This window comes from Dissulfurirhabdus thermomarina (assembly GCF_012979235.1).
In the GTDB taxonomy this organism is placed as follows: Bacteria; Desulfobacterota; Dissulfuribacteria; order Dissulfuribacterales; family Dissulfurirhabdaceae; genus Dissulfurirhabdus; species Dissulfurirhabdus thermomarina.
Window position 1 is genome coordinate 340,332 of record NZ_JAATWC010000001.1, and the last position, 21,057, is coordinate 361,388.

General features: G+C 73.9%; 20 protein-coding genes. 14 read left to right on the forward strand and 6 right to left on the reverse strand.

What is annotated here, in order from left to right; genetic code table 11:
* The first annotated feature begins 79 nt into the window (after positions 1-79).
* The gene (locus HCU62_RS01590) at positions 80-2,578 is read left to right on the forward strand and encodes a PAS domain-containing hybrid sensor histidine kinase/response regulator (protein WP_163299567.1); all 2,499 of its coding nucleotides are present in this window, start codon (positions 80-82) and stop codon (positions 2,576-2,578) included.
* On the opposite strand, the gene HCU62_RS01595 is transcribed toward HCU62_RS01590, so the two are convergent.
* On the reverse strand, positions 2,544-3,356 hold the full coding sequence (locus HCU62_RS01595; protein WP_309474840.1) for an ABC transporter ATP-binding protein: 813 nt from the start codon (positions 3,354-3,356) through the stop codon (positions 2,544-2,546). The two genes, HCU62_RS01590 and HCU62_RS01595, sit on opposite strands and share 35 nt — an antisense overlap.
* Positions 3,357-3,359: 3 nt before the next feature.
* Positions 3,360-4,400: a FecCD family ABC transporter permease gene (locus HCU62_RS01600; RefSeq protein WP_163299571.1), complete on the reverse strand. Its 1,041-nt coding sequence runs from the start codon at positions 4,398-4,400 to the stop codon at positions 3,360-3,362.
* Positions 4,401-4,611: 211 nt separating this feature from the next.
* Between HCU62_RS01600 and HCU62_RS01605 the strand changes: the two genes are divergently transcribed.
* From HCU62_RS01605 to HCU62_RS01615, 3 genes are read left to right on the forward strand one after another with little or no spacing between them, the layout of a single operon-like run.
* Positions 4,612-6,129 (forward strand): MFS transporter, encoded by a 1,518-nt coding sequence (locus HCU62_RS01605; RefSeq protein WP_246325170.1) that lies wholly within the window; start codon positions 4,612-4,614, stop codon positions 6,127-6,129.
* A complete protein-coding gene (locus HCU62_RS01610) occupies positions 6,126-7,136 on the forward strand; it encodes a cellulose biosynthesis cyclic di-GMP-binding regulatory protein BcsB (protein WP_163299692.1) in 1,011 nt (336 codons plus the stop codon). Before HCU62_RS01605 ends, HCU62_RS01610 begins: the two co-directional genes overlap by 4 nt.
* The gene (locus HCU62_RS01615; protein WP_163299689.1) at positions 7,126-7,863 is read left to right on the forward strand and encodes a uracil-DNA glycosylase family protein; all 738 of its coding nucleotides are present in this window, start codon (positions 7,126-7,128) and stop codon (positions 7,861-7,863) included. The genes HCU62_RS01610 and HCU62_RS01615 overlap by 11 nt, the downstream gene beginning before the upstream one ends.
* A gap of 248 nt (positions 7,864-8,111) precedes the next feature.
* Here HCU62_RS01615 and HCU62_RS01620 read toward each other — a convergent pair whose 3' ends face one another.
* Positions 8,112-8,672 (reverse strand): FmdE family protein, encoded by a 561-nt coding sequence (locus HCU62_RS01620; protein ID WP_163299686.1) that lies wholly within the window; start codon positions 8,670-8,672, stop codon positions 8,112-8,114.
* Positions 8,673-8,880: 208 nt separating this feature from the next.
* Between HCU62_RS01620 and HCU62_RS01625 the strand changes: the two genes are divergently transcribed.
* On the forward strand, positions 8,881-9,066 hold the full coding sequence (locus HCU62_RS01625) for a Rho termination factor N-terminal domain-containing protein (RefSeq protein WP_163299684.1): 186 nt from the start codon (positions 8,881-8,883) through the stop codon (positions 9,064-9,066).
* Between the two features lie 23 nt (positions 9,067-9,089).
* Complete coding sequence (locus HCU62_RS01630) at positions 9,090-9,482, forward strand: hypothetical protein (RefSeq protein ID WP_169755368.1); 393 nt, start codon at positions 9,090-9,092, stop codon at positions 9,480-9,482.
* A gap of 15 nt (positions 9,483-9,497) precedes the next feature.
* Here HCU62_RS01630 and ychF read toward each other — a convergent pair whose 3' ends face one another.
* A complete protein-coding gene (ychF, locus tag HCU62_RS01635; RefSeq protein ID WP_163298745.1) occupies positions 9,498-10,589 on the reverse strand; it encodes a redox-regulated ATPase YchF in 1,092 nt (363 codons plus the stop codon).
* A 131-nt stretch (positions 10,590-10,720) separates the two neighbouring features.
* Positions 10,721-12,364, reverse strand: coding sequence for a lytic transglycosylase domain-containing protein (locus HCU62_RS01640; RefSeq protein ID WP_246325171.1), 1,644 nt, complete (start codon positions 12,362-12,364; stop codon positions 10,721-10,723).
* Between the two features lie 336 nt (positions 12,365-12,700).
* On the opposite strand from HCU62_RS01640, the gene hflK reads away from it, so the two are divergent.
* Both hflK and hflC read left to right on the forward strand, forming a co-directional pair.
* Entirely contained in the window at positions 12,701-13,678 is a 978-nt protein-coding gene (gene hflK, locus HCU62_RS01645; protein ID WP_163298743.1) for an FtsH protease activity modulator HflK, read from the forward strand.
* The gene (gene hflC / locus HCU62_RS01650) at positions 13,675-14,610 is read left to right on the forward strand and encodes a protease modulator HflC (protein WP_163298742.1); all 936 of its coding nucleotides are present in this window, start codon (positions 13,675-13,677) and stop codon (positions 14,608-14,610) included. The genes hflK and hflC overlap by 4 nt, the downstream gene beginning before the upstream one ends.
* A 20-nt stretch (positions 14,611-14,630) precedes the next feature.
* Here hflC and radC read toward each other — a convergent pair whose 3' ends face one another.
* The gene (radC, locus tag HCU62_RS01655) at positions 14,631-15,377 is read right to left on the reverse strand and encodes a RadC family protein (RefSeq protein ID WP_163298741.1); all 747 of its coding nucleotides are present in this window, start codon (positions 15,375-15,377) and stop codon (positions 14,631-14,633) included.
* A gap of 78 nt (positions 15,378-15,455) precedes the next feature.
* Between radC and hypF the strand changes: the two genes are divergently transcribed.
* The 6 genes from hypF to HCU62_RS01685 are packed head-to-tail and all read left to right on the forward strand — an operon-like array spanning position 15,456 to position 21,056.
* The gene (gene hypF / locus HCU62_RS01660; RefSeq protein ID WP_163298740.1) at positions 15,456-17,789 is read left to right on the forward strand and encodes a carbamoyltransferase HypF; all 2,334 of its coding nucleotides are present in this window, start codon (positions 15,456-15,458) and stop codon (positions 17,787-17,789) included.
* Positions 17,790-17,814: 25 nt separating this feature from the next.
* A complete protein-coding gene (locus HCU62_RS01665; protein ID WP_163298739.1) occupies positions 17,815-18,075 on the forward strand; it encodes a HypC/HybG/HupF family hydrogenase formation chaperone in 261 nt (86 codons plus the stop codon).
* Positions 18,076-19,197: a hydrogenase formation protein HypD gene (gene hypD, locus HCU62_RS01670; protein ID WP_163298738.1), complete on the forward strand. Its 1,122-nt coding sequence runs from the start codon at positions 18,076-18,078 to the stop codon at positions 19,195-19,197.
* Positions 19,194-20,216: a hydrogenase expression/formation protein HypE gene (gene hypE, locus HCU62_RS01675; RefSeq protein WP_163298737.1), complete on the forward strand. Its 1,023-nt coding sequence runs from the start codon at positions 19,194-19,196 to the stop codon at positions 20,214-20,216. Before hypD ends, hypE begins: the two co-directional genes overlap by 4 nt.
* Complete coding sequence (locus tag HCU62_RS01680) at positions 20,216-20,698, forward strand: hydrogenase maturation protease (protein ID WP_163298736.1); 483 nt, start codon at positions 20,216-20,218, stop codon at positions 20,696-20,698. Before hypE ends, HCU62_RS01680 begins: the two co-directional genes overlap by 1 nt.
* A gap of 10 nt (positions 20,699-20,708) precedes the next feature.
* The gene (locus HCU62_RS01685) at positions 20,709-21,056 is read left to right on the forward strand and encodes a hydrogenase maturation nickel metallochaperone HypA/HybF (protein ID WP_163298735.1); all 348 of its coding nucleotides are present in this window, start codon (positions 20,709-20,711) and stop codon (positions 21,054-21,056) included.
* The last annotated feature ends 1 nt before the right edge of the window (position 21,057 follow it).

Genomic DNA, 21,057 nt, shown 5'->3' on the forward strand with positions numbered 1-21,057 from the left:
CGGCGCCCGTTTTCAAGGCCGGCCCCCAGGAGGCCGATGAAAGAAGAACGGGGTGTGAGGCCGGGGACGCGGGGGCGACATGGAGCGGTTTCAGCGACGAGGCGCGCGTGCCCTCGAAAAACTCAAGCAGGCCGCCTTTCCGCCCGAAGACGGCGGCGGCCCGGGCCCGGCCATCGGCTCGTACATCCAGGCCGTGGCCCGGACGGCCACGTTGCTCCTCGAGTCGGGCGACATCTCCGCCGCCGCCGCCGACGTGGTCCGGACGCTGGCCGGGGCCGCCGGGGCCGGTCGCTGCTGCTACTACGAGGTCCGGCCGGGCAACCCCTCGGGCCTCCGGGTCCACCGCCGGGCCGAGTGGTGTGCCCCCGCCCCGGTTCCCGACGGCGGCCTCCCGGACGCCGAGGACCTCTTCGGGCGCGATCCCTTCCGCCGGTGGCTCGGGCGGCTGGCGGCGGGGGAGGTGATCAACCGTGCGGCCGCCGACCTCCCCCCCGCCGAGGCCGATACCCTTGCGGCCCTGGGCATGGAGGCCGTGCTGTTGCTCCCGGTCCTGGTGCGGGGCCGGCTGGCGGCCTTTCTCGGCTTCGGGCGGACCGGCGCCGGGGCCTGGAGCGATGCCGAGGTGGACCTCCTCTTCGCCGGGGCCTACGCCTTGGCCCTGGCCCTCGAGCGGGAGGAGTCGGCCCGGTCCCTCCTCCTCCACCGGCAGATGTTCGAGGCCTCCCCCGACCAGATCTCCCTCCTCGACGTGGAGGGGCGCTACCTCCTCGCCAACGACGCCTACGGGCGGGCGGTGGGATGGGACGCCGGCGCCCTCGCCGGCCGCTCCATCCGGGAGGTCTTCGCCCCGGGGGACTACGAGGCCAAGATCCAGCCGAGGCTCCGGCTGGTCCTCCAGTCCGGGCAGGCCGTCACCTACGAGGACTGGTTCGACTTCCCGGCGGCGGGGCGCCGCTACATGGCGCGGACCTACTTCCCCCTCCGGCGGGGCGACGAGGTCATCGGCATCGGCATCATCGGCCGCGACCTCACCGAGCTCGAGGAGGAAGAACACGTGGTCCGGCGCAGCCGCGATCTGCGCCGCATGTACGCGGCCGTGGAGCAGCTCCCCGTCATGGTCATCATGACGGACACCGCCGGGCAGATCGAGTACGTCAACCCCGCCTTCGAGCGGATCACGGGGTTCACCCGGGCCGAGGCCATCGGGCAGAACCCCCGGATCCTGAAGAGCGGCCGCCACGACGAGGCCTTCTACCGCGACCTGTGGGGCACCATAACGGCCGGCCGGGTCTGGGAGGGGCGTCTCGTCAACAGGGCCAAGGACGGGCGCCTCTTCACCGAGAACGCGGTGATCGCCCCGGTCAAGGCGGGCGACGGGGCCATCCTCGGCTACATCGCCGTCAAGGACGACATCACGGAGCGGATCGCCCTGGAGGAGGAGGTCCGCAACCGGCAGAAGCTGGACGCGGTGGCCACCCTGGCCGGCGGGCTCGCCCACGAGTTCAACAACATCCTGGCGGGCATCCAGGGGTACGTGGAGGCCCTGGAGCGGGAGCTGCCGCCCGATGGCGGGGCCCGCGGCGTGGCGGAGAAGATCCACCGGGCCATCGACCGGGCCTCCGGGCTCACCCGGCAGGTCCTCTCCATCAGCCGGCCCGGGGAACCGGACGTCCGCCCCGTCCAGCTCAATCGGCTCATGGAGGACGTGGCCGCCATGCTCCGGCAGACCTGTGACCGGCGGATCACCTTCACCCTCGACCTCGCCCCGGACCTGCCACCGGTGCTGGGGGACCCGGGGCAGCTCCACCAGGTGCTCCTGAACCTCGCGCTGAACGCGGTGGACGCCCTGAACGGGGGCGGGGAGGTCCGCTTCACCTCCCGCCACGACGGCCGGGGGGAGCTGACCCTGGAGGTCCGGGACAACGGGGCCGGCATGGACAAGGCCGTCCTGGAACGGATCTTCGATCCCTTTTTCACCACCAAGCCCATGGGAGCCGGGACGGGCCTCGGGCTCACCATGACGCGGCGCATCGTGGAGGCCCACTACGGAAGGATCTCGGTGGAGAGCCGGCGGGGCCGGGGGACCACGGTCCGCGTCGTGCTGCCCGCCGCCAGCTGCCCCGTGGGGCCGGAGGCGGGCCGGGCGGACGAGGAGGACGCGGCGGGCGCCCGGCCGCAGCCGGTTCGGCGGAAAGGGGGAGAAGCCGTGAAGGTGCTGGTCGTGGACGACGAGGAGATGCTGCGCGACGTGCTCACCGAGGCCCTCGGGGCCTTCGGTTACGAGGTGACCGCGGTGGAGAGCGGGCCGGCGGCCCTGGAGACCCTCCGCCGGGACCCCGGCGGGGTGGACCTTGCCATCCTGGACATGAACATGCCCGGCTGGGACGGGCTCGAGACCCTCACCCGGCTGCGCGAGGTGCGTCCGGACCTTCCGGCCATCCTGGCCACGGGCTACGCGGACGACTCCCGGCTCGAGGCCTTCCAGGCCGAGGGCCGCGTCGAGATCCTCCACAAGCCCTTCCGGTTCGACCGCCTGGACGAGGTCATCCGCCGGTTCCTCGGCTCCCTCCCGGGATGAAGCACACCACCGGCCGGCCCGTGACCGGGTGCGTCTCCACCAGGACCCGGGTCCCGTAGACCGCCTCAATCACCCCCGGCGTGAGGACCTCCCCGGCCGCCCCGTCGGCATGGACGCGGCCATGCCGCAGGAAGACGATCCGCCGGCAGTAGAGGGCCGCGAGATTGAGGTCGTGCAGCACCGCCACCACCGTGGCCCCCTCCCGCCGGTTCATCTCCGCGAAGAGGTCGAAGAGCTCGATCTTCCGGTGGATGTCCATGGCCGAGACCGCCTCGTCCAGGAGGAGCAGCGGGGCCTCCTGGGCCAGGGACCGGGCCACCAGCACCCCTTGGCGTTCGCCGCCCGAAAGCTCCGTCACGGGCCGCTCCGCCAGCGGCGCCACCCCCGCCCGATCCATGGCCGACCGGGCGGCCGCCGCGTCGCGTTCCGTGTAGCCCCGCCACGGCCGCAGGTGCGGGTATCGGCCCATGAGGACCACCTCGGCCGCCGGGTAGGGGAAGGCCGGGCCCGTGCCCTGGGGGACCAGGGCGGCCCGCCGGGCCCGCTCCCGGGCCGTGAGGCGGTGGATGTCGCGGCCCCAGAGACGGATCTCCCCCCCGGCGAGGGGGACCAGGCCGAGGAGGGCGTGGAGCAGGGTGGTCTTGCCGGAGCCGTTGGGGCCGAGGAGCCCCACCATCTCCCCGGGGGCCACGGTGAGGTCCACGTCCCGGAGGACCGTGCGGCGCCCGTAGGCCACGGTGATCCGCCGCGCCGCGATGACGGGAGGGGGGCGGTCCACGGGTCAGTCCCGGGCCACCTGCCGCCGGCGGGCCTTCAGGAGGTAACAGAAGAAGGGACCGCCGACGAGGGTGGTCAGCACGCCCACGGGGAGTTCTTCGCCCCCGGGCAGGAGGTTCTTGGCGAGGAGGTCCGACCCCGCCAGCATGAGGGCCCCGGCCAGGGCGGCGGCGCCGAGCAGCGGCCGGTGCGACGGGCCCTGGACGAGCCGCACCATGTGGGGCGCCACGAGGCCCACGAACCCGATGACGCCGCTCACCGAGACCGCGGCGGCGGTGACGAGGCAGGCGGCGGCGAGCAGTACGAGGCGCACCCGGTCCACCGGGACGCCGAGGTGGCGGGCCTCCAGGTCGCCGAGGGCCAGGATGTCGAGCTCCCGCCCGTAGGCCAGGAACAGGGCCAGGCCGGCCGCGGCGTAGGGGAGGAGGAAGAGGACGTGGCTCCAGCCCCGGCCGCCCACGCTCCCGAGCATCCAGTAGACGATGGCGGCCAGGCCCTGGTCGTCGAGGCTCTTCATGAGGCCGATGAGGGCCGAGAGGAAGGTGCTCACCACGATCCCGGCGAGGATCAGGGTGGCGGGCCGGAGCGTGCCGTCCACGCGGGCGAGGTGAAGCACCACCGCGAGCGCCGCCAGCCCCCCGGCCATGGCGAAGAGCGGCAAGAGCCCGAGCCCCATGAGGGCGGTGCCCGCCCCCGCCCCGAGGAAGAGGGCCGCGGTGGCCCCGAAGGCGGCGCCGGTGGAGACGCCGAGGGTGAAGGGATCGGCCAGGGGATTCCTGAGCAGCCCCTGGAAGACGGCCCCCGAGGTGGCCAGCGACGCCCCTACCAGGGAGGCGAGCAGCAGCCGGGGCAGCCGCACGTCCAGGACGATGGTCCGGACCTCGGGAGGCGGGGGCGGCCCGGTGCCGGCCAGCGCCGCCGCCAGGCGCAGGATCTCCGCCCAGGTCACCGGGTAGCGCCCGTACCAGAGCCCGAAGACCAGGAGGGCGAGGTAGAGGGCGAGGAGGCCGCCCCAGGCGAGGAGGCGGCGCGGGGCGGCGGGCATGGCGGGTGAACGCTGTGCTCGGGGGCGCATGGCACGATCCGGGCGGCCGCGGAGAGGCGCCGCCGGCCCCCAGCATACCCCAAGGCCGCCGGCCCCCGCATCCCCCGCGCCCCGCGGCCGGGGTTGTGGTATGCTCTTCCCCGGCGGCCGGCGGCCCGGTGCGCCTCGCCGGGCCGCGCCGCTTTCGCCTATGCCGGGTGCACTTCCTTCCATGATGCAGCGCCTTCGCCGGCACCGCCTCTTCTGGGTGGGCGTCCTCTACTTCGCCCAGGGACTCCCCTTCGGCCTCTTCTACGACACCTTCCCGGTCTACTTCCGGCAGCGGGGCGTGGACCTCCAGGAGATCGGGGTCTTGAGCCTCCTGGGCCTCGCCTGGACCCTCAAGTTCCTCTGGGCCCCGGCGGTGGACCGGGTCCGGGGCCACCGGCGCTGGATGTTCGCCGCGGACCTCGGCATGGGGCTGGTCCTGGCCGCCTTCGCCGCGCGGGCCGGCGTGGGGCCGTGGGCCCTCGCCCTGGTGGCGGGTTTCACCGTGCTGTCGGCCACCAACGATATCGCCATCGACGGCTACACCATCGAGCTCCTCCCCCGGCGGGAGTTCGGCCGCGCCAACGGCCTCCGGATCGGCTTCTACCGGGTGGGGCTCCTGGCCGCGGGGACGGTCCTCATGCTGGTGGACCACGTCGGCTGGACGGCGGCCTACCTCGCGGCGGGGGGGCTGGTGGCCCTCCTGGGCCTTGCGTGCCTGGCGGCGCCCCCGGAGCGGGCCCCGGCCGCCGCCGGGAGGGGGGTCCGCGCCGCCGTGGAGCTTCGGGCCATCGCCCGGCGGCCCGGGGCGGCGGCCATCGTCGCCGCCTTCCTGTGCGGGGCGGTCTGGCTCGCGGACCGGGCGGCGGGCTGGTCCCAGGGGCATCCCGGCTTCTGGGGATGGGTCCTGGCCGCGGCGGCCCTCCCCGTGGCGGCCTCGGCCGCCTGGCGGGCCCTTTCTCCCGGCGGAGACGGGACGGCGTCCGTGGACATCACCCGGGGCCCGGTCTTCGGGGCGCTCTTCGAGATGCTCCGGCGGCCGGGCATCGTCCCGGTGGTGCTCTTCATCCTCACCTTCAAGCTGGCCGATACCTCCATGGGCTTCATGATCAAGCCCTTCTGGGTGGACTGCGGATTCTCCCCCGGCCAGATCGGGCTCGTCTCGGTGAACATCGGCATCGGGCTGTCCATCCTGGGGGGGCTGGCGGGGGGATGGTTCACGGACCGGGTGGGGGTCTTCCACGCACTCTGGATCCTGGGGCTCGCCCAGGCGGTCTCCAACCTGGGCTACGCGGCGGCGGCCTTCGTCGTGCCGGCGGCCGGGGACGGGGCCGCACCCGCCCTCGCCCACCGGGCGGTGATGTACGGGGCCAGCGCCCTCGAGTCCTTCACCGGGGGGCTCGGGACCGCCGCCTTCCTGGCCTTCCTCATGGCTATCGTGGACAAGCGGCGATCGGCCACCGAGTACGCCGTCCTCTCCTCCGTCTTCGCCCTGAGCCGTTCCGTGGCGGGATGGGCGGGTGGCTACGGCGCCGCCGCCCTGGGCTACGGGCCGTACTTCCTCCTGACCTTCTTCCTGGCCTTCCCGGCCTTCGCCTTCCTGCCGTGGGTGCGGCATATGCTACACTATGCGGCCGTGCAGCCGGAATGGGGCCAGGGCGGGGGAGGCCCGGCCGAAGCAAGGATAGGAGGCGACGAATGAGGCGAAACCGCATCGGGTGGTGTGCGGCGGCGGTGTGCCTGGCCGGGGCGTGGCTTGCGGGACCCGCCTGCGCCGGGGTCCGGGTGGGGCCCGGGCCCTTCGCGGATCGGACCTTTCCCTACGTGCGGGTCGGGAAGGCCTTCTCGGGGACGCCCCTCGAGACCGACCGGGCCCTGGTGCCGGCGGTCCGGGTGGTGGTGGGGGCGGCCGAGCCCGCCCCGGTCGTCCAGGCAGCCGCCCTGGTGGCGGCGGCGGTGGCGGCCTGGACGGACGACCCCGGGGTGACGGCGGCGGAATCGGCGGCGGGCGACTTCCCGGAGATCCTCCGGCTCGACACGGAGATCCCGCCCGCGGAGGTCCGGGATTTTCCCCTGGTGGTGGTGGGCACACAGAACCGGCTGGCCGAGCGCCTTTCGGCGGCGGCCGGGCCGATGCCGGAGGGCCCTGCCGTCTGGCGGGTGGCGAAGGGCCTTCCCGGCGGGCGAGACGTCCTCTGGGTCCGGGGCCGGGACCCCGCGGAGATCCGGGCTGCGGCGCGATATCTCGCCCACCGGCGACTCTACTTCAAGCAGGGGGCCTACCAGGGGTTCTTCGGCTTCGTGCGGCTCCGGGGGCTCATCGAGCGCGGCCAGTTCGCGGCCGCCGCCGCGGCCTACGACGAGCCGGGAGGGCTCCTCGGCTGCGGAAAGCCCATGATGCTGATCCTGCCGCACCTTTCGGAAAAGCCGCCGGCCCTCCGGGAGACCGCCGCCCGGCGCAACCGCCTGGTCCTGAAGGATCTCCGGGGGGCGGTGGCGGCACGGGACGGTGCCCGGGCCCTGGCCGCCTGGCGGTCCGCCATGCAGACCTGCTATGCCTGCCATCTCGGCCGCGGCGGACCGCGGTTTCGGCCCTTCGCCCCATCGCCCGAACCCCACCGGCTCCACGGCCGGATCGCCTCGGGGTTCGGGCTCCGGTGCATCGACTGCCATGCCGGGTCCACGGCCCGGGCGGGATATGGGCACTGAGGCCGGAGGCGCCGGAGAGGCCCTCCTCGCCGTGGCCGACGCCCTCTCGCGCGAGTTGCAGGGGCTCCGGTTCGGGCCGCCCGTCACCCACGTCTACCACCCGCTGGAATACGCACGGGCGCCCTATGCCGCCTACGTGGCGCGCTTCGGCCGGGCGCCCAAGGAGGTGGTCCTGGTGGGGATGAACCCCGGCCCCTGGGGGATGGCCCAGACCGGGGTCCCCTTCGGGGACGTGGCCTCGGTGCGCGGGTGGATGGGCATCGAGGCGCCGGTGGGGCGGCCGGGGCGGGAGCACCCGAAGCGGCCGGTCCTGGGCTTCGCCTGCCCGCGGCGGGAGGTGAGCGGGACCCGCCTCTGGGGCTGGGCGCGGGACCGCTTCGGGACGCCGGAACGGTTCTTCGCCCGGTTCTTCGTGGCCAACTACTGCCCGCTCCTCTTCCTCGAGGCGGAGGGGCGGAACCGGACCCCGGACCACCTCGGGGCTGCGGAGCGGGCGCCGCTCCTTGCGGCCTGCGACCGGGCCCTCCGCGCCACCGTGGAGATCCTCCGCCCCCGGGTGGTGGCCGGGATCGGGGCCTTCGCCGCCGCCCGGGCCGAGGCGGCCCTGGGGGGGCTCGACGTCCGGGTGGGCCGCCTCACCCACCCGAGCCCCGCCAACCCCGCGGCCAACCGGGGCTGGCGGGAACGGGCCGAGCGGGAGCTGGCGACGCTCGGCGTCGTGCTGTAGCCGGCGTCGCCGGGTGCACGATGCAAGCCCTGCACCGGGGAGGCGTGCAGTTCTTGCACTCTCCGGGCGGGCCGGCGGCCGGACCGCGGTGGAGGACGGGAAGGCCTCTCTCCGGGCGCCGGCCGCCGCGGCTCGGCGGCACGGGGCGGGACCGAAAGAAAGGGCCCTCTTCCGAAGAAGAGGGCCCAGGGGGGATGGGGAGGAGAGTGCTGCGATGTGCCCTCTCTAAAAGCAATGCGCGTGCCAAGTCATTCGTCCTCTCCTCCGTCCCGGTTTTCCCGGCCGGGCGCCGCGAGGCAGTCGAGGCAGACGACCTCGCCGTCCCTGAGACGGGCCAGAGGCTCGGCCAGCCGCTCTCCGCAGGCCGTGCAGGTGACGGAGGGGAACCGGGGGGCGGGGCCGGGCGGCGGCCCGGCCGCCTCCGAGACGGTACAGAGGATCTCCTCCGGGGCGGTGAGGATGGCCCAGGTCCTCTCCCGCCGGTCGGCCCATTCCCCCTCGAGCCGTTCGGGCGCCACGTAGACCCGTATGCCCTCTCCCATGGCGCGCCGGTAGAGGGTGAAGGCCTGCTTGCCGCGGTTGCGGAGGACGAGGTTGCCCTTGCCGAGGCTGCAGCCGGCCAGTACCTGGAAGGCGTCCACCCCGCAGGCGTCGGTTTCCGCCACCGCCACCAGCTCCTCGTCCCGGGCGCGCCCGGCCCCGAGGCGGCGGAGCGCGGCCAAGACCGCCCGGTAGCCCATGGCGAGGCCCGGACATTCGTGGCCGTGAAAGGCCACCACCTTTTCCCAGAGTGATCTGTCGAATCCCATGCCGGTTCTTTCGCCCGTTTCTCGCCGATGTCTCCCCGGCCAGGTTACCGGGCGGCGGCGGGCCGCGCCAGGGGGGCGCGGGGCCCGGCGGAAAAGACTTGACACGGCCCCCGGGAGGGCATAGAGGGGGGATAAGACGAGATTCGCGGCGGCGCGGGCCGGCCGGGGTCTTCAGGGGTATACCAGGTAAAGAAAACGGGGGTGTGGAATGAAGCTCGCCGAGATCCGGAACATGGCCAAGGCGCTCAAGGTGAAGAACTATTCCCGGCGCAAGAAGAACGACCTCATCTGGGCCATCCAGCTGGCCGAGGGCCACACGGACTGCTTTCTCAAGATCCCCGGCTGCGGCGTGATGGACTGCCTGTGGCGGCCGGATTGTCAAAGGTCCTGCTGAAGCGACCGGGGCGGCGGGCGCGCTTGGCCGCCGTTCTCCTTGCCTTCGGGGGCTTGGCCGGGGCCGGATGCCTGCGCCCGGCCGTCTTCGTCTACAAGGAGATCCCGGGGGTGGCGGGGGGCTGCGAGGGGTTCATCGCCCTCGGGGCCAGGCGCCCGGCGGTCATCCGGGAGGCCCTCTGCGCCGATCTTCCCCGGATCTTCGACGCCGCGCGGTTCACGGAAGGCCAGCGCCGCGAGGTGATGACAGCCGCCTGCGATCCCGGATCGACGCCGGCGGCCTTCCACAGGCTCTACACCGCGCTCCCGGCACCGCGCCGGGCGGCCCTGGTGCGCGCCCTCGCGGCCCGGGGCTATTCCTTCGACCCGGAGACGTGCGCCGGGGCCGCCGGGCTCGGCGGCTGGTGGGGTCCGTGACCGGCGCGGGGGTCCTCAGACGTTGAACCGGAAGTGCATGACGTCCCCGTCCTGCACCACGTAGTCCTTCCCCTCCAGGCGCCACTTCCCCGCGTCCTTGGCCCCCTGTTCCCCGCCGCAGGCCACGAAGTCTTCGTAGGCGACCACCTCCGCCCGGATGAAGCCCTTCTCGAAGTCGGAGTGGATGACACCGGCGGCCTCGGGGGCGGTGGCTCCCACGCGTACCGTCCACGCCCGGACCTCCTTCGGCCCGGCGGTGAAGAAGACCTGGAGGCCGAGGAGGCGGTAGCCGGCCCGGACCACGCGGTCGAGGCCGGGGGCATCGAGGCCGAGGTCGGCGAGGAACTCCTGCCGCTCGTCGTCGGCGAGCTGGGCGATCTCCGCCTCGATCCGGGCGCAGACCGGGACCACCTCGGCCCCCTCCCGGGCCGCCAGCTCCCGCACGCGGTCGAGGTGCGGGTTGTCCTGGAACCCGTCCTCCGAGACGTTGGCGATGTAGAGGGTGGGCTTGAGGGTGAGGAGGTGGAGGTCGCGGAGCGTCGCTAGGTCGTCCCCGCCGAGGCCGAGGGCGCGGAGCGGCATGCCCTGGTCCAGGTGGCCGCGAACGCGCTCGAGGAGTGCCAGCCGCCGCCGGGCGGCCTTGTCGCCGGTCTTGGCCGCCTTCTCCGCCCGGCGCAGGGCCTTCTCCACCGTCTCGAGGTCCGCCAGGGCGAGCTCCGTGTGGATCACCTCGATGTCGCGGACGGGGTCCACCGACCCCGCCACGTGGACCACGTCCGGGTCCTCGAAGCACCGGACCACGTGGGCGATGGCGTCGGTCTCGCGGATGTTGGCCAGGAACTGGTTGCCGAGGCCCTCCCCCTTGGAGGCTCCGGCCACGAGACCGGCGATGTCCACGAACCGGAGGGTCGTCGGGACCACCCGGGCCGGGCGGACGATCTCGGCCAGCCGGTCCAGGCGCGGGTCCGGGACGGGGACCACGCCCACGTTGGGATCGATGGTGCAGAAGGGGTAGTTCTCGGCGGCGATGGCGGCCCGGGTGAGGGCGTTGAAGAGGGTGGACTTGCCCACGTTGGGAAGTCCGACGATGCCGCATTGAAATCCCATGGTGTCGTCCGTCGGTTGAAATGGGCGCCCGTTGGGGCGGCGCCATTAAACCACATTCCGGCGGGAGGGCAAGGCGGCGGGGCCCTCGTGCCGCGGGCGGGCGTCTCCGGGCGGCGATCCTCGCGGCGGCGTCAGGAGTTGGACTCGGCGGCCTCGGCGAGCCGTTCCCCGGGGGTGACCCGGAGGATCTGGCCCACCCGGAGCTGGGTGGTCTCAAGGTTGTTCAGCTTCTGGAGGGCCTGGGTGGTGGTGTTGAACCTGCGGGCGATGAGCCAGAGGGAATCCCCCCGGCGGACCCGGTAGGTGCCGTCCGGGCGGAGGCTTGCCCGCGCGATCCGGCGGGCGGGCCGGCGGGCCACGGTCCCCCGGAGTGGGATCCTCAGGCGCTGGCCCACCCGGATGAGGTGGCGCCGGCGGATGTTGTTGGCCCGCACGATGGCGGAGACGCGGGTCCGGTAGCGCTGGGCGATGGTGGAGAGGGTCTCGCCCGGGCGGACCCGGTGGTAGGCGTAGGCGCGCTTGGGCGGCGTATAACGCGGGATCTGGTCGATCCTGGCCAGGAGCACGCTCCCGGTCCCGGGCGGGACCTTGAGCTTGTACGGGGCGGCCGGCGTCACCTCGTAGCGGAGCTCCGGGTTGAGGCGGTAGAGGTCCTCGGCCGCTACGCCCAGCTCCCGGGCCACCGACGAGAGCTTGACCTGCTTCTCTATGGGGACCACCTCGTAGGGGGACGGGGGATCGGGGGCGCCCAGGTCGAAGCCGTACTTGTCCGGATCCTTCAGGATGTGCAGGGCGGCGAGGAACCGGGGCACGTAGCGGGCCGTCTCCCGGGGCAGGCGGTAGTAGAGGTCCCAGAAGTTGTCGAGGTAGTTGATCTTCTGGTGGCGGATCACCCGGAGGACGGTCCCCTCGCCGCAGTTGTAGGCGGCGAGTACCGTGGTCCAGTCGCCGAAGATCTGGTGCAGGGCCTTGAGGTACTTGATGGCGGCCTGGGTGGACTTTTCCGGGTCCAGGCGTTCGTCCACCCAGAGGTCGCGCTTCAAGCCGAACTTGTAGCCGGTGGAGGGGATGAACTGCCAGAGCCCGAGGGCGCGGGCCCGCGAGAGGGCGCGCACCTTGAAGCCGCTCTCGATGAGCGGCAGCCAGGAGAGCTCCTCCGGGAGCCCCGCCTCCCGGAGGGCCGCGGCGATCATCGGCCGGTACTTCCCGGAGCGGCGGTACGATTCCAGGAAGAAGCGGCGGTCCGGGCCCTGGAACCGGCGGATCTCCGTCTCCACGTCCTTGTTGAGGACCAGGGGGATCTCCTTGTAGTTTCCCTTGACCGCCGTGGCACGGGAGGCGTAGATCTCGAGGATGCGCTTCGAGATCATGAAGCGCAGGTCCTCCTTCTGCTGGACGAGCTTGGGATCGCTGTCCGGGTCGACCTTCAGGATCTCCTGGTAGGCCTGGTCCAGGGCCTCCATGGCCCCGTCCACGTTCCCCTCCTTCCAGTAGGCCTGGGCGGTCTCGCAGAGGTCCAGGGCGGAGTCGATGCAGTCCTGGACGAACCCGTCCTGGGCCTCATCCGGGGTCTGGGTGTCGTCCGGGGCCTGGGCCTCGTCGCCGGCGTTCACGCCGCCGTAGCTCTCTTCCAAGACGGCCACCGAGGCGAGGGTCTCACCCTCGGGTCCGACGATGGCCGACTCGGTGGCGGGGCTGCAGGCCGCCACGAGGCACGGGAGGCACGAGAGCAAGAAGAGGGAAAAGAGGGCCGGCGTGGGTCTCGGGGATTTCAACATGGATCTCCGGTGGGCCGCCCTCCGCCGGGCTGGCGGAGAGGTCCCGCTCTCTCTAGCAGGGTGCCCGGGCCTTGTCAAGGCACCCTTCTTATCGGATCGGCGTCTCCGCGGCATGAAAACCGGCCGGGAGGGCCGTGCGCCGCGGCCCGGGACTCAACGAACTGCGAGAACCGTACCAGCGGGGCCGCGCGGCCCGCGGCCGCCGGCAGGGTATGGAAAACCCCGGCCGCCGTGTATGATGGGAGGCGGTGGGCCGCCGACGGGCCGACCCAAGGTGTCAATCTTTCACGAAGGCGTCAATTTTTCATCCATCGGCAAGGGAGGAGAGACGGCATGCAACCCCAAGACATCTCCCAGTTCGAGGTCCGGGTCCCCAAGCTGCCCGGGCGGGCCCTCCTGGGGCTCCTGCTGGCGGCGGTGGCCGCCCTGGTGCTCTGGAACACGTGGTACACGGTGGCCCCGGAGGAGGTCGGGGTGGTGCTCCGGTTCGGGCGGTTCGTCCGCCAGGAGGCGCCCGGGCTCCACTTCAAGCTGCCGGCGCCCGTGGAGCGGGTCTACAAGGTGCCGGTCCAGCGCCAGCTCCGGGAGAACTTCGGCTTCCGGACCGGGGAACTGGCCCGCCGCATGGGACGCCTCGGGGGGCAGCTCGAGGCCGAGTCGCTCATGCTCACCGGGGACCTCAACGTGGCCGTGGTGGAATGGACCACCCAGTACCGGGTGGCCGACGCCTACAAGTACCTCTTCAAGGTGGCGGACATCCAGACCACCTTCCGGGACATGAACGAGGCGGTCATGCGGGCCGTGGTGGGGGACCGGACGGTGAACGAGGTCCTCACCGTGGGCCGCCAGGAGGTGGCCGACATGGCGATCCAGAAGCTCCAGGCCCTCTGCGACGAGTACGAGACCGGCATCGTGGTGGACCAGATCGTGCTCCAGGACGTGAACCCGCCCGACCCGGTCAAGCCCTCCTTCAACGAGGTCAACCAGGCCCAGCAGGAGAAGGAAAAGCTCATCAACGACGCCATGGCCGCCTACAACCGGGCCATCCCCCGGGCGCGCGGGGAGGCCCTCCGGACCGTGCAGCAGGCCGAGGGCTACGCCGCCGACCGCGTCAACCGGGCCAAGGGTGACGCCAAGCGCTTCGAGGCCGTCCTGGCCGCCTACCGCCGGGCGCCCAACGTGACCCGGCGCCGGCTCTACCTCGAGACCATGGCGGAGATATTCCCGCGGGCCAGCCGCAAGGTGATCCTCGACGAGAAGGCCCGCAACCTGCTGCCGCTCCTGTCCCTCGACGGGGAGGTGAAGAAATGAAACAGTTCTCCCTCGGCCTGCTCCTGCTCGTCCTGCTCCTCGCCGTCTCCGTGGTGGGCGGCGCCTTCTACCTCGTCAACGAGGCCGAGCAGGTGGTGATCACCCAGTTCGGAAAGCCCGTGGGCCGTCCCATCACGGAGCCGGGGCTCCACGTGAAGCTCCCCTTCATCCAGACGGCCAACTACTTCGACAAGCGGTTTCTCGCCTGGGACGGCGAGCCCAACCAGGTCCCCACCCGCGACAAGCGTTACATCTGGGTGGACACCTACGCCCGGTGGCGCATCACCGATCCCCTCAAGTTCCTCCAGCGCCTCCGTGACATCCGGGGGGCCCAGTCGCGGCTGGCGGGGATCCTGAACGGCGAGACCCGGAACACCATCGCCAAGCACGACCTCATCGAGCTGGTCCGAAGCACCAACCGGACCCCGGCGGCCGACGACGTCCACGCCAGCGGGGCCCAGGAGACCTTCGGCCAGATCCGGTTCGGCCGCGAGAAGCTCAGCGCCGAGGTCCTGGCGGCCGCGGCCCAGCGTACCTCCGACCTCGGGATCGAGATCCTGGACTTCCGCTTCAAGCGCATCAACTACGTGGAGGAGGTCCAGCGCGAGGTCTACGCCCGGATGATCTCCGAGCGCAAGCGCATCGCCGAGCGCTACCGGTCGGAGGGGGCGGGCGAGGCCGCGCGGATCGCCGGCGAGAAGGAGCGGGAGCTCAAGCGCATCACCTCCGATGCCTACCGGAAGGCCCAGGAGATCAAGGGAAAGGCCGACGCCGAGGCGGCCGACGTCTACGCCGCCGCCTACAAGCGGGATCCGGACTTCTACCGCTTCGTGAAGACCCTCGAGACCTACCAGTCCACCGTGGACAAGGACACGGTGCTGGTGCTCACCACGGACGGCGAGCTGTTCCGTTACCTCAAGCAGGTGCGGTAGGGCCCGCCGCCGCCCGCCGGTCAGCCGGCGGGCATGGCCCGGGCCAGCATCTCCTCGCAGGCGGCCCGGATGTCCGCCATGAGCCCGGCCTCGGCGAAGCTCGTGAAGCGGCCCGCCTCCCCCACCACCAGGTGGTCGAGGACCCGGATGTCGAGGAGGCGGGCGGCGAGGTAGAGGTTGCGCGTCAGCCGGATGTCCTCCGGTGAGGGGTCGGTGTTCCCGGAGGGGTGGTTGTGGGCGAAGACCAGGGCGGCGGCGTGGCGGGCCAGCGCCGCCTTCACCACCTCTCGGGGGTAGACGGCGCTGGCGGTGAGCGTCCCCTCGAAGAGGGTCTCGACGCCGAGGATGGCGTGGCGGGCGTCGAGGAAGAGGGCGAGGAAGCGCTCCCGCTTCCGGTCCGCCAGGGCATGGCCGAGGTAGGCCGCGACGTCCGCCGCCGCGTGGACGTAGGTCTTCCCCTCGATGCGGCGCTCGAGGAACTTGCGGGCCACGGCGTGGACGAAGCGGAGGGCGAAGACGTTCTTCGGACCCACGCCCGGGACCCGGCGGAGCTCCTCCGGGGCGGCCTCCAGGACCGCCGGCAGGGAGCCGAAGCGGGCCAGGGCGGCCCGTGCCCGGTCCTTGCAGTCCTGGCGCGGGGTGCCGAAGCCGAAGAGGACCTCGAGGATCTCGGCGTCGGTGAAGGCGCCGAGGCCGTTTTCGAGGAACCGCTCCCGGAGCCGCTCCCGGTGCCCGGCGCCTCGCCGCTGCCAGTCTTTCTTGTCCATCCGGGGATCCCTCCCGGCCCGTGATATAATGGGAGAACGGGCCGGGTTCAAGGGCGGCGCCCGGGGCAGGGGTGACGGATGTTCGAGTGGACGGGCAGCGGCGACGGTGCGGTGGAGGCCTGGCGGATCGAGGTGACGGGCACCGTCCAGGGCGTGGGTTTTCGCCCTTGTGTCTTCCGGGAGGCGGTCCGGCTCGGGCTCTCGGGCACCGTGGCCAACATCCCCGGGGGGGTGGAGATCCGGGTGGAGGGGCCCCGCCGGGCCCTGGAGGCCTTCTGCCGGAGGCTCCGGGAGGCGCCGCCCCCGCTGGCCCGGATCCGGTCCCTCACCGTCCGCCCGGAGGCGCCGGGGCGGGCGGGCACCGGGTTCCGGATCCTCTCCAGCCGGGAGGACCGTTCGGCGGCGGCCGCCCCGGTCGCCCCGGATGTCGCCACCTGCGGGGCCTGCCGGGCCGAGCTCTTCGACCCCGCCGACCGGCGCCACCGCTATCCCTTCCTGAATTGCACCGACTGCGGGCCCCGCTACACCATCGTGGAGTCGGTCCCCTACGACCGGCCCCGCACCACCATGAAGGGCTTTGCCATGTGCGACGCGTGCGAGGCGGAGTACCGCGATCCGGCCAACCGCCGCTTCCACGCCCAGCCCAACGCCTGTCCTCGTTGCGGGCCCCGCCTCGCCCTCCTCGACGCCGGCGGCCGCCCCGTGGCGGCGGATCCCCTCCGCGAGGCGGCCGAGCGGCTGGCCCGGGGGGAGGTCGTGGCGGTCAAGGGCCTGGGCGGCGTGCACCTGGCCGTGGACGCGGCCGCCGAGGCGGCGGTGGCCCGGCTCCGGGCCCGGAAGGGGCGCCCATCGAAGCCCCTCGCCCTCATGGCGCGGGACCTCGCGACGGCCCGGCGGCTCGGGGATGTGGGGGCGGCCGAGGCTGCGCTCCTCGAGGGGGCCCGCCGGCCCATCGTCCTCCTCCTTCGCCGGCCCGGGGCCCCCGTGGCCCCGAACGTGGCCCCGGGCGTCCACGAGCTCGGGGTCATGCTCCCCTACACCCCCCTCCACCACCTCCTCTTCGCCGAGCCGGCCTGCCCGCCCGTCCTGGTCATGACCAGCGGGAACCGGAGCGGGTCATCGCTGTGCGCCGGGAACGACGAGGCCCTGGAACGCCTGGCGGGCATCGCCGACGCCTTCCTGCTCCACGACCGGCCCATCGCGGCCCGTACCGACGACTCGGTGGTCCGGGTGGCGGCCGGGGCCGAGCGGGTCCTCCGCCGCGCCCGGGGCTACGTCCCGGAGCCCGTGGCCCTGCCCCGGGCGCTCCCGGCGGTCTTCGGCGCGGGGGCGGCCCTCAAGAACACCTTCTGCCTGGTCCGGGGGGCGGAGGCCGTCCCCGGTCCCCACGTGGGGGACCTGGAGGACGCCGAGACCTTCGCCTTCTACCAGGAGGCGGCGGCGCACCTTTCGGCGCTCCTCCGGCTGGAGCCCGAGGCGGCGGCCTGCGACCTCCACCCCGACTACCTCAGCACCCGGTATGCCCGGGGGCTGGGGGTCCCGGTCCTCCCGGTCCAGCACCACCACGCCCACGCCGTGGCGGTGATGGCAGAGCACGGCCTCGAGGGCCCGGTGCTCGCCGTGGTCTTCGACGGGGCCGGCCTCGGGCCGGACGGCACCATCTGGGGCGGCGAGTTCCTGCTGGCCCGCCCGGCGGGCTTTCGGCGGCTGGGGAGCCTCCGGTCCTTTCCGCTCCCCGGCGGCGACGCCGCGGCCCGGGAGCCTTGGCGGCCGGCCCTGGCACTCCTCCGGGCCGCCGGGCGGGCGGGCGGCGACCCGGACCGGCCGCCGGGCGTCCTCCGCCAGATCCCGGCCGGGTCCCGGGCGGCGGTGCTCCGGATGATGGAGCTCGGCCTCCAGGCGCCGGCCACCACCAGCGCGGGGCGCCTTTTCGACGGGGTCGCCGCCCTCCTGGGGCTTCGCGCCCGGCTCGACTACGAGGGCCAGGCCGCCATGGAACTCGAGGCCCTGGCCCACCGCGCGGCCGCCGCCGGGGAGCGGCCGGCGGCCTACCCGGTGGCCCTCCGCCGCGGCGCCGGCGGCTGGCGGCTCGACTTCCGCCCCGCGGTGCGCGGGGTGCTCCGGGACATCGGCCGGGGGGCGCCGCCGGAGGTCGCCGCCCTCGCCTTCCACCGGTGGCTTTCGGCCGCCACGGCGGCGCTCTGCCGGCGGCTCGCCCGCGAGACGGGGGCGGGCGAGGTGGTCCTCGGCGGCGGGTGCTTCCAGAACCGGCTCCTCCTCGAGGACGTGGTGGAACGGTTGACGGCCGCGGGGCTTCGCGTCTACGCTGGAGAGCGCGTGCCCGCCGGCGACGGCGGCCTCGCCCTCGGCCAGGCGGCGGCCGCGGGCTTCCGGCTGCAGGGCGGCGCCTGAGGGCCGCACCGGGAGCGGCGAAACCATGTGCCTGGCCATACCCATGAAGGTCCTCGAGCTGGAGACCCCGGAGGGCGGGGAGGGGCTCCTGCCCCCGGTGGCCGTGGTGGACGCCGATGGGATCCGCCGCCGGGTGCGCCTCGACGTGGTGGACCGGGTGCCCGAGGTGGGGGAGTTCGTCATCGTGCACGCCGGGTTCGCCATCCACACCCTCGCCCCCGGGGAGGCCGAGGCGAACCTCGAGCTCCTCCGCCAGATGGCCCGGGCCGTGGCCGGGGAGGGCTAGGTGGCCGCCGGCCAGGCCCGAACCGCGCCGGCGCGCCCGGCGGCCTTCCGGGACCCGGGACTCGCCGCGGCCCAGGTGGCGGAGATCCGCCGTCTCGCACGCCGGCCCCTCCGCTTCATGGAGGTGTGCGGCACCCACACCGTCTCCATCTTCCGCCACGGGCTCCGGGAACTCCTCCCCCCGGAGGTGGAGCTGATCTCCGGCCCGGGGTGCCCGGTCTGCGTGACCGACCAGGCCGACATCGACGCCCTGGTGGACCTGGCCGGCCGGCCCGGGGTGCGGCTCGCCACCTTCGGGGACCTCGTCCGGGTGCCGGGCGGCGGCGGGAGCCTGGCCGAGGCCCGGGCCCGGGGGGCGCGGGTGGAGGTGGTCTATTCCCCCATGGACGCCCTTGCGCTGGCCGAGGCCCGGCCGCACGAGACGGTGGTCTTCGCCGGCGTGGGCTTCGAGACCACGGCCCCGGCGGTGGCGGCCACGGTGATCGAGGCGGATCGGCGGGGCCTGGCGAACTTCGCCCTCTGGAGCGCCCACAAGGTGATGCCGCCGGCCCTCCGGGCGTTGCTCGCCGATCCGGGGCTCCGCCTGGACGGGCTCCTCTGCCCCGGCCACGTGAGTACCATCGTCGGGGCCGGGGCCTGGCGGGGGCTGGCCGCGGACTTCGGGATCCCCTGCGTGGTGGCGGGGTTCGAGCCCCTGGACGTCCTGGAGGCGATCCGCCGCCTCGTCCTCCAGGCCGTGGAGGGCCGCGCCGAGGCGGACAACGCCTACCCCCGCGCGGTGACCGAGGCGGGGAACCCGCGGGCGCTCGCCGTCATGGCGAAGGTCTTCGTCCCCGTGGCCGCCCGCTGGCGCGGGCTGGGGGAGATCCCGGCCAGCGGCCTCGCCCTCGCGCCCGCCTGGCGGGCCCTGGACGCCGCGGCGCGCTTCGACCTCGACGTCCGTCCGGCCCCGGATCCACCCGGCTGCCGGTGCGGTGACGTGCTCCGGGGGCGGGCCCGGCCGCCGGAGTGCCCGCACTTCGGCCGCCGCTGCACCCCGGCCCGGCCGGTGGGGCCCTGCATGGTCTCGTCGGAGGGGGCCTGCTCGGCCTGGTACCGTTTCGGCGCGGAGGGGGCGCGGTGAAGCGGGACACGCCGGGCCGGATCCTCCTCGACCACGGCAGCGGCGGTCTGGCCGCCCGCGAGCTGGTGCGCGGCCTCTTCCTCCGCCACCTCGGCAATCCCCTCCTCGACGAGCTGGAGGACAGCGCGGTCCTCGATCTCGCCGGCGGGCGGCTGGCCTTCACCACGGACGGCTACGTGGTGGATCCCCTCTTCTTTCCCGGGGGGGACATCGGGGCGTTGGCCATCCACGGCACCATCAACGACCTCGCCATGCGCGGGGCCGCTCCGGCGGCGCTCAGCGCCGCCTTCGTCCTGGAGGAGGGGCTCGAGACGGCCGTTCTCGACCGGGTGGCGGCCTCCATGGGGGCCGCGGCCGCGGCCGCGGGGGTCCCGGTGGTCACCGGCGACACCAAGGTGGTGCCCCGCGGCGCGGCGGACCGGCTCTTCGTCACCACCGCCGGGGTCGGGGTGGTGCCGGCGGGGGTCCGCCTCGGCGCGGCCTGCATCCGGCCCGGGGACCGGATCCTGCTCTCCGGGACCATCGGCGACCACGGGGTGACCGTCCTCACCCGGCGGGCGGGCCTGGCCCTGGAGGGCGACCTCCGGAGCGACACCCGTCCCCTCCACCGGCTGGCGGCCGCGGTGCTGGCGGCGGCGCCCGGCGGGGTCCACGCCATGCGGGATCCCACTCGGGGCGGGCTGGCCGAGACCCTGTGCGAGCTGGCCGAGCGGGCCGGGGCCGCCATGGAGATCGAGGAGGCGGCCGTGCCGGTGCGCCCGGCGGTCCGGGCGGCGTGCGAACTCCTCGGCCTCGACCCCCTCTACCTCGCCAACGAGGGCAAGTGCGTGGTGGTGGCGGAGCCCGGGGCGGCCGAGGCCGTCCTGGCCGCCATGCGGGCGACGGCGGAGGGCCGCGGGGCCGTGGCCATCGGCCGGGTGACCGAGGGCCCGCCGGGGCGGGTGGAGATGCGCACCGCCGTGGGCGGCCGCCGGATCGTTCCGCCCCTTGCCGGCGATCCCCTGCCGAGGATCTGCTGATGGCGCCGCGGATCGGCGTGGTGGGCATGGGGAACCTCCTCCTCCGGGACGAGGGGTTCGGGGTCCACGTGGTCCGGCACCTCGAGGCCCGGGGCGGCCTCGGGGCGGACGTCCGCCTGGTGGACGGCGGGACGGCGGGCCTCTACCTGGCCGCCCTCCTCGAGGGGCTCGACCCGGTCCTGGTGGTGGACGCGGTGGCCCTGGATGCGCCGCCGGGATCGATCCACGTCTTCTCGAAGGCGGACCTCCGGCGGGGGCTCGCCCTCGTCCGCAGCAGTTGCCACCAGGCGGGGTTTCTCGACGCCCTGGAGATCATGGATCTCCGGGGCGAGGCCCCCGACCGGATCGAGTTCTTCGGGGTGGTGCCGGCGGATCTCTCCCCCGGGGTGGAGCTCTCCCCGGTACTCGCCCCGAGGGTGGCCGAGGTGGCGGCCCGGGTGGCCGCGCGGGTGGAAGAACTCCGCGGGGGCGACGGGGCCTGAGGGGGCGCCGATGCATGAACTTTCCCTGGCCCAGGGGCTCGTGCGCCAGCTCCTCGACCTTTGCGAGGCCCACGGCGCGGGCCGGGTCTGCCGCGTGGTGGTGGAGGTCGGTCCCTTTTCCGGGGTGGTGGCCGCGTCCTTCCGGTTCGGCTTCGAGGCCCTGGCCGCGACGGAGGCGGCGCTGCGGGGGGCGCGGCTCGAGATCGAGGCCCCCCCGCCCTCCTACCGGTGCACGGGCTGTGGTAAGGTGAGCGAGGCGGCGGCGCCGGGGCCGCCCGGCCGGTGCCCCGGCTGCGGCGGCCGGATGGCCCCCTGGGGCGGCGGCGACCTGATGCTGCGCCGGGTCGAGATGGAATAGA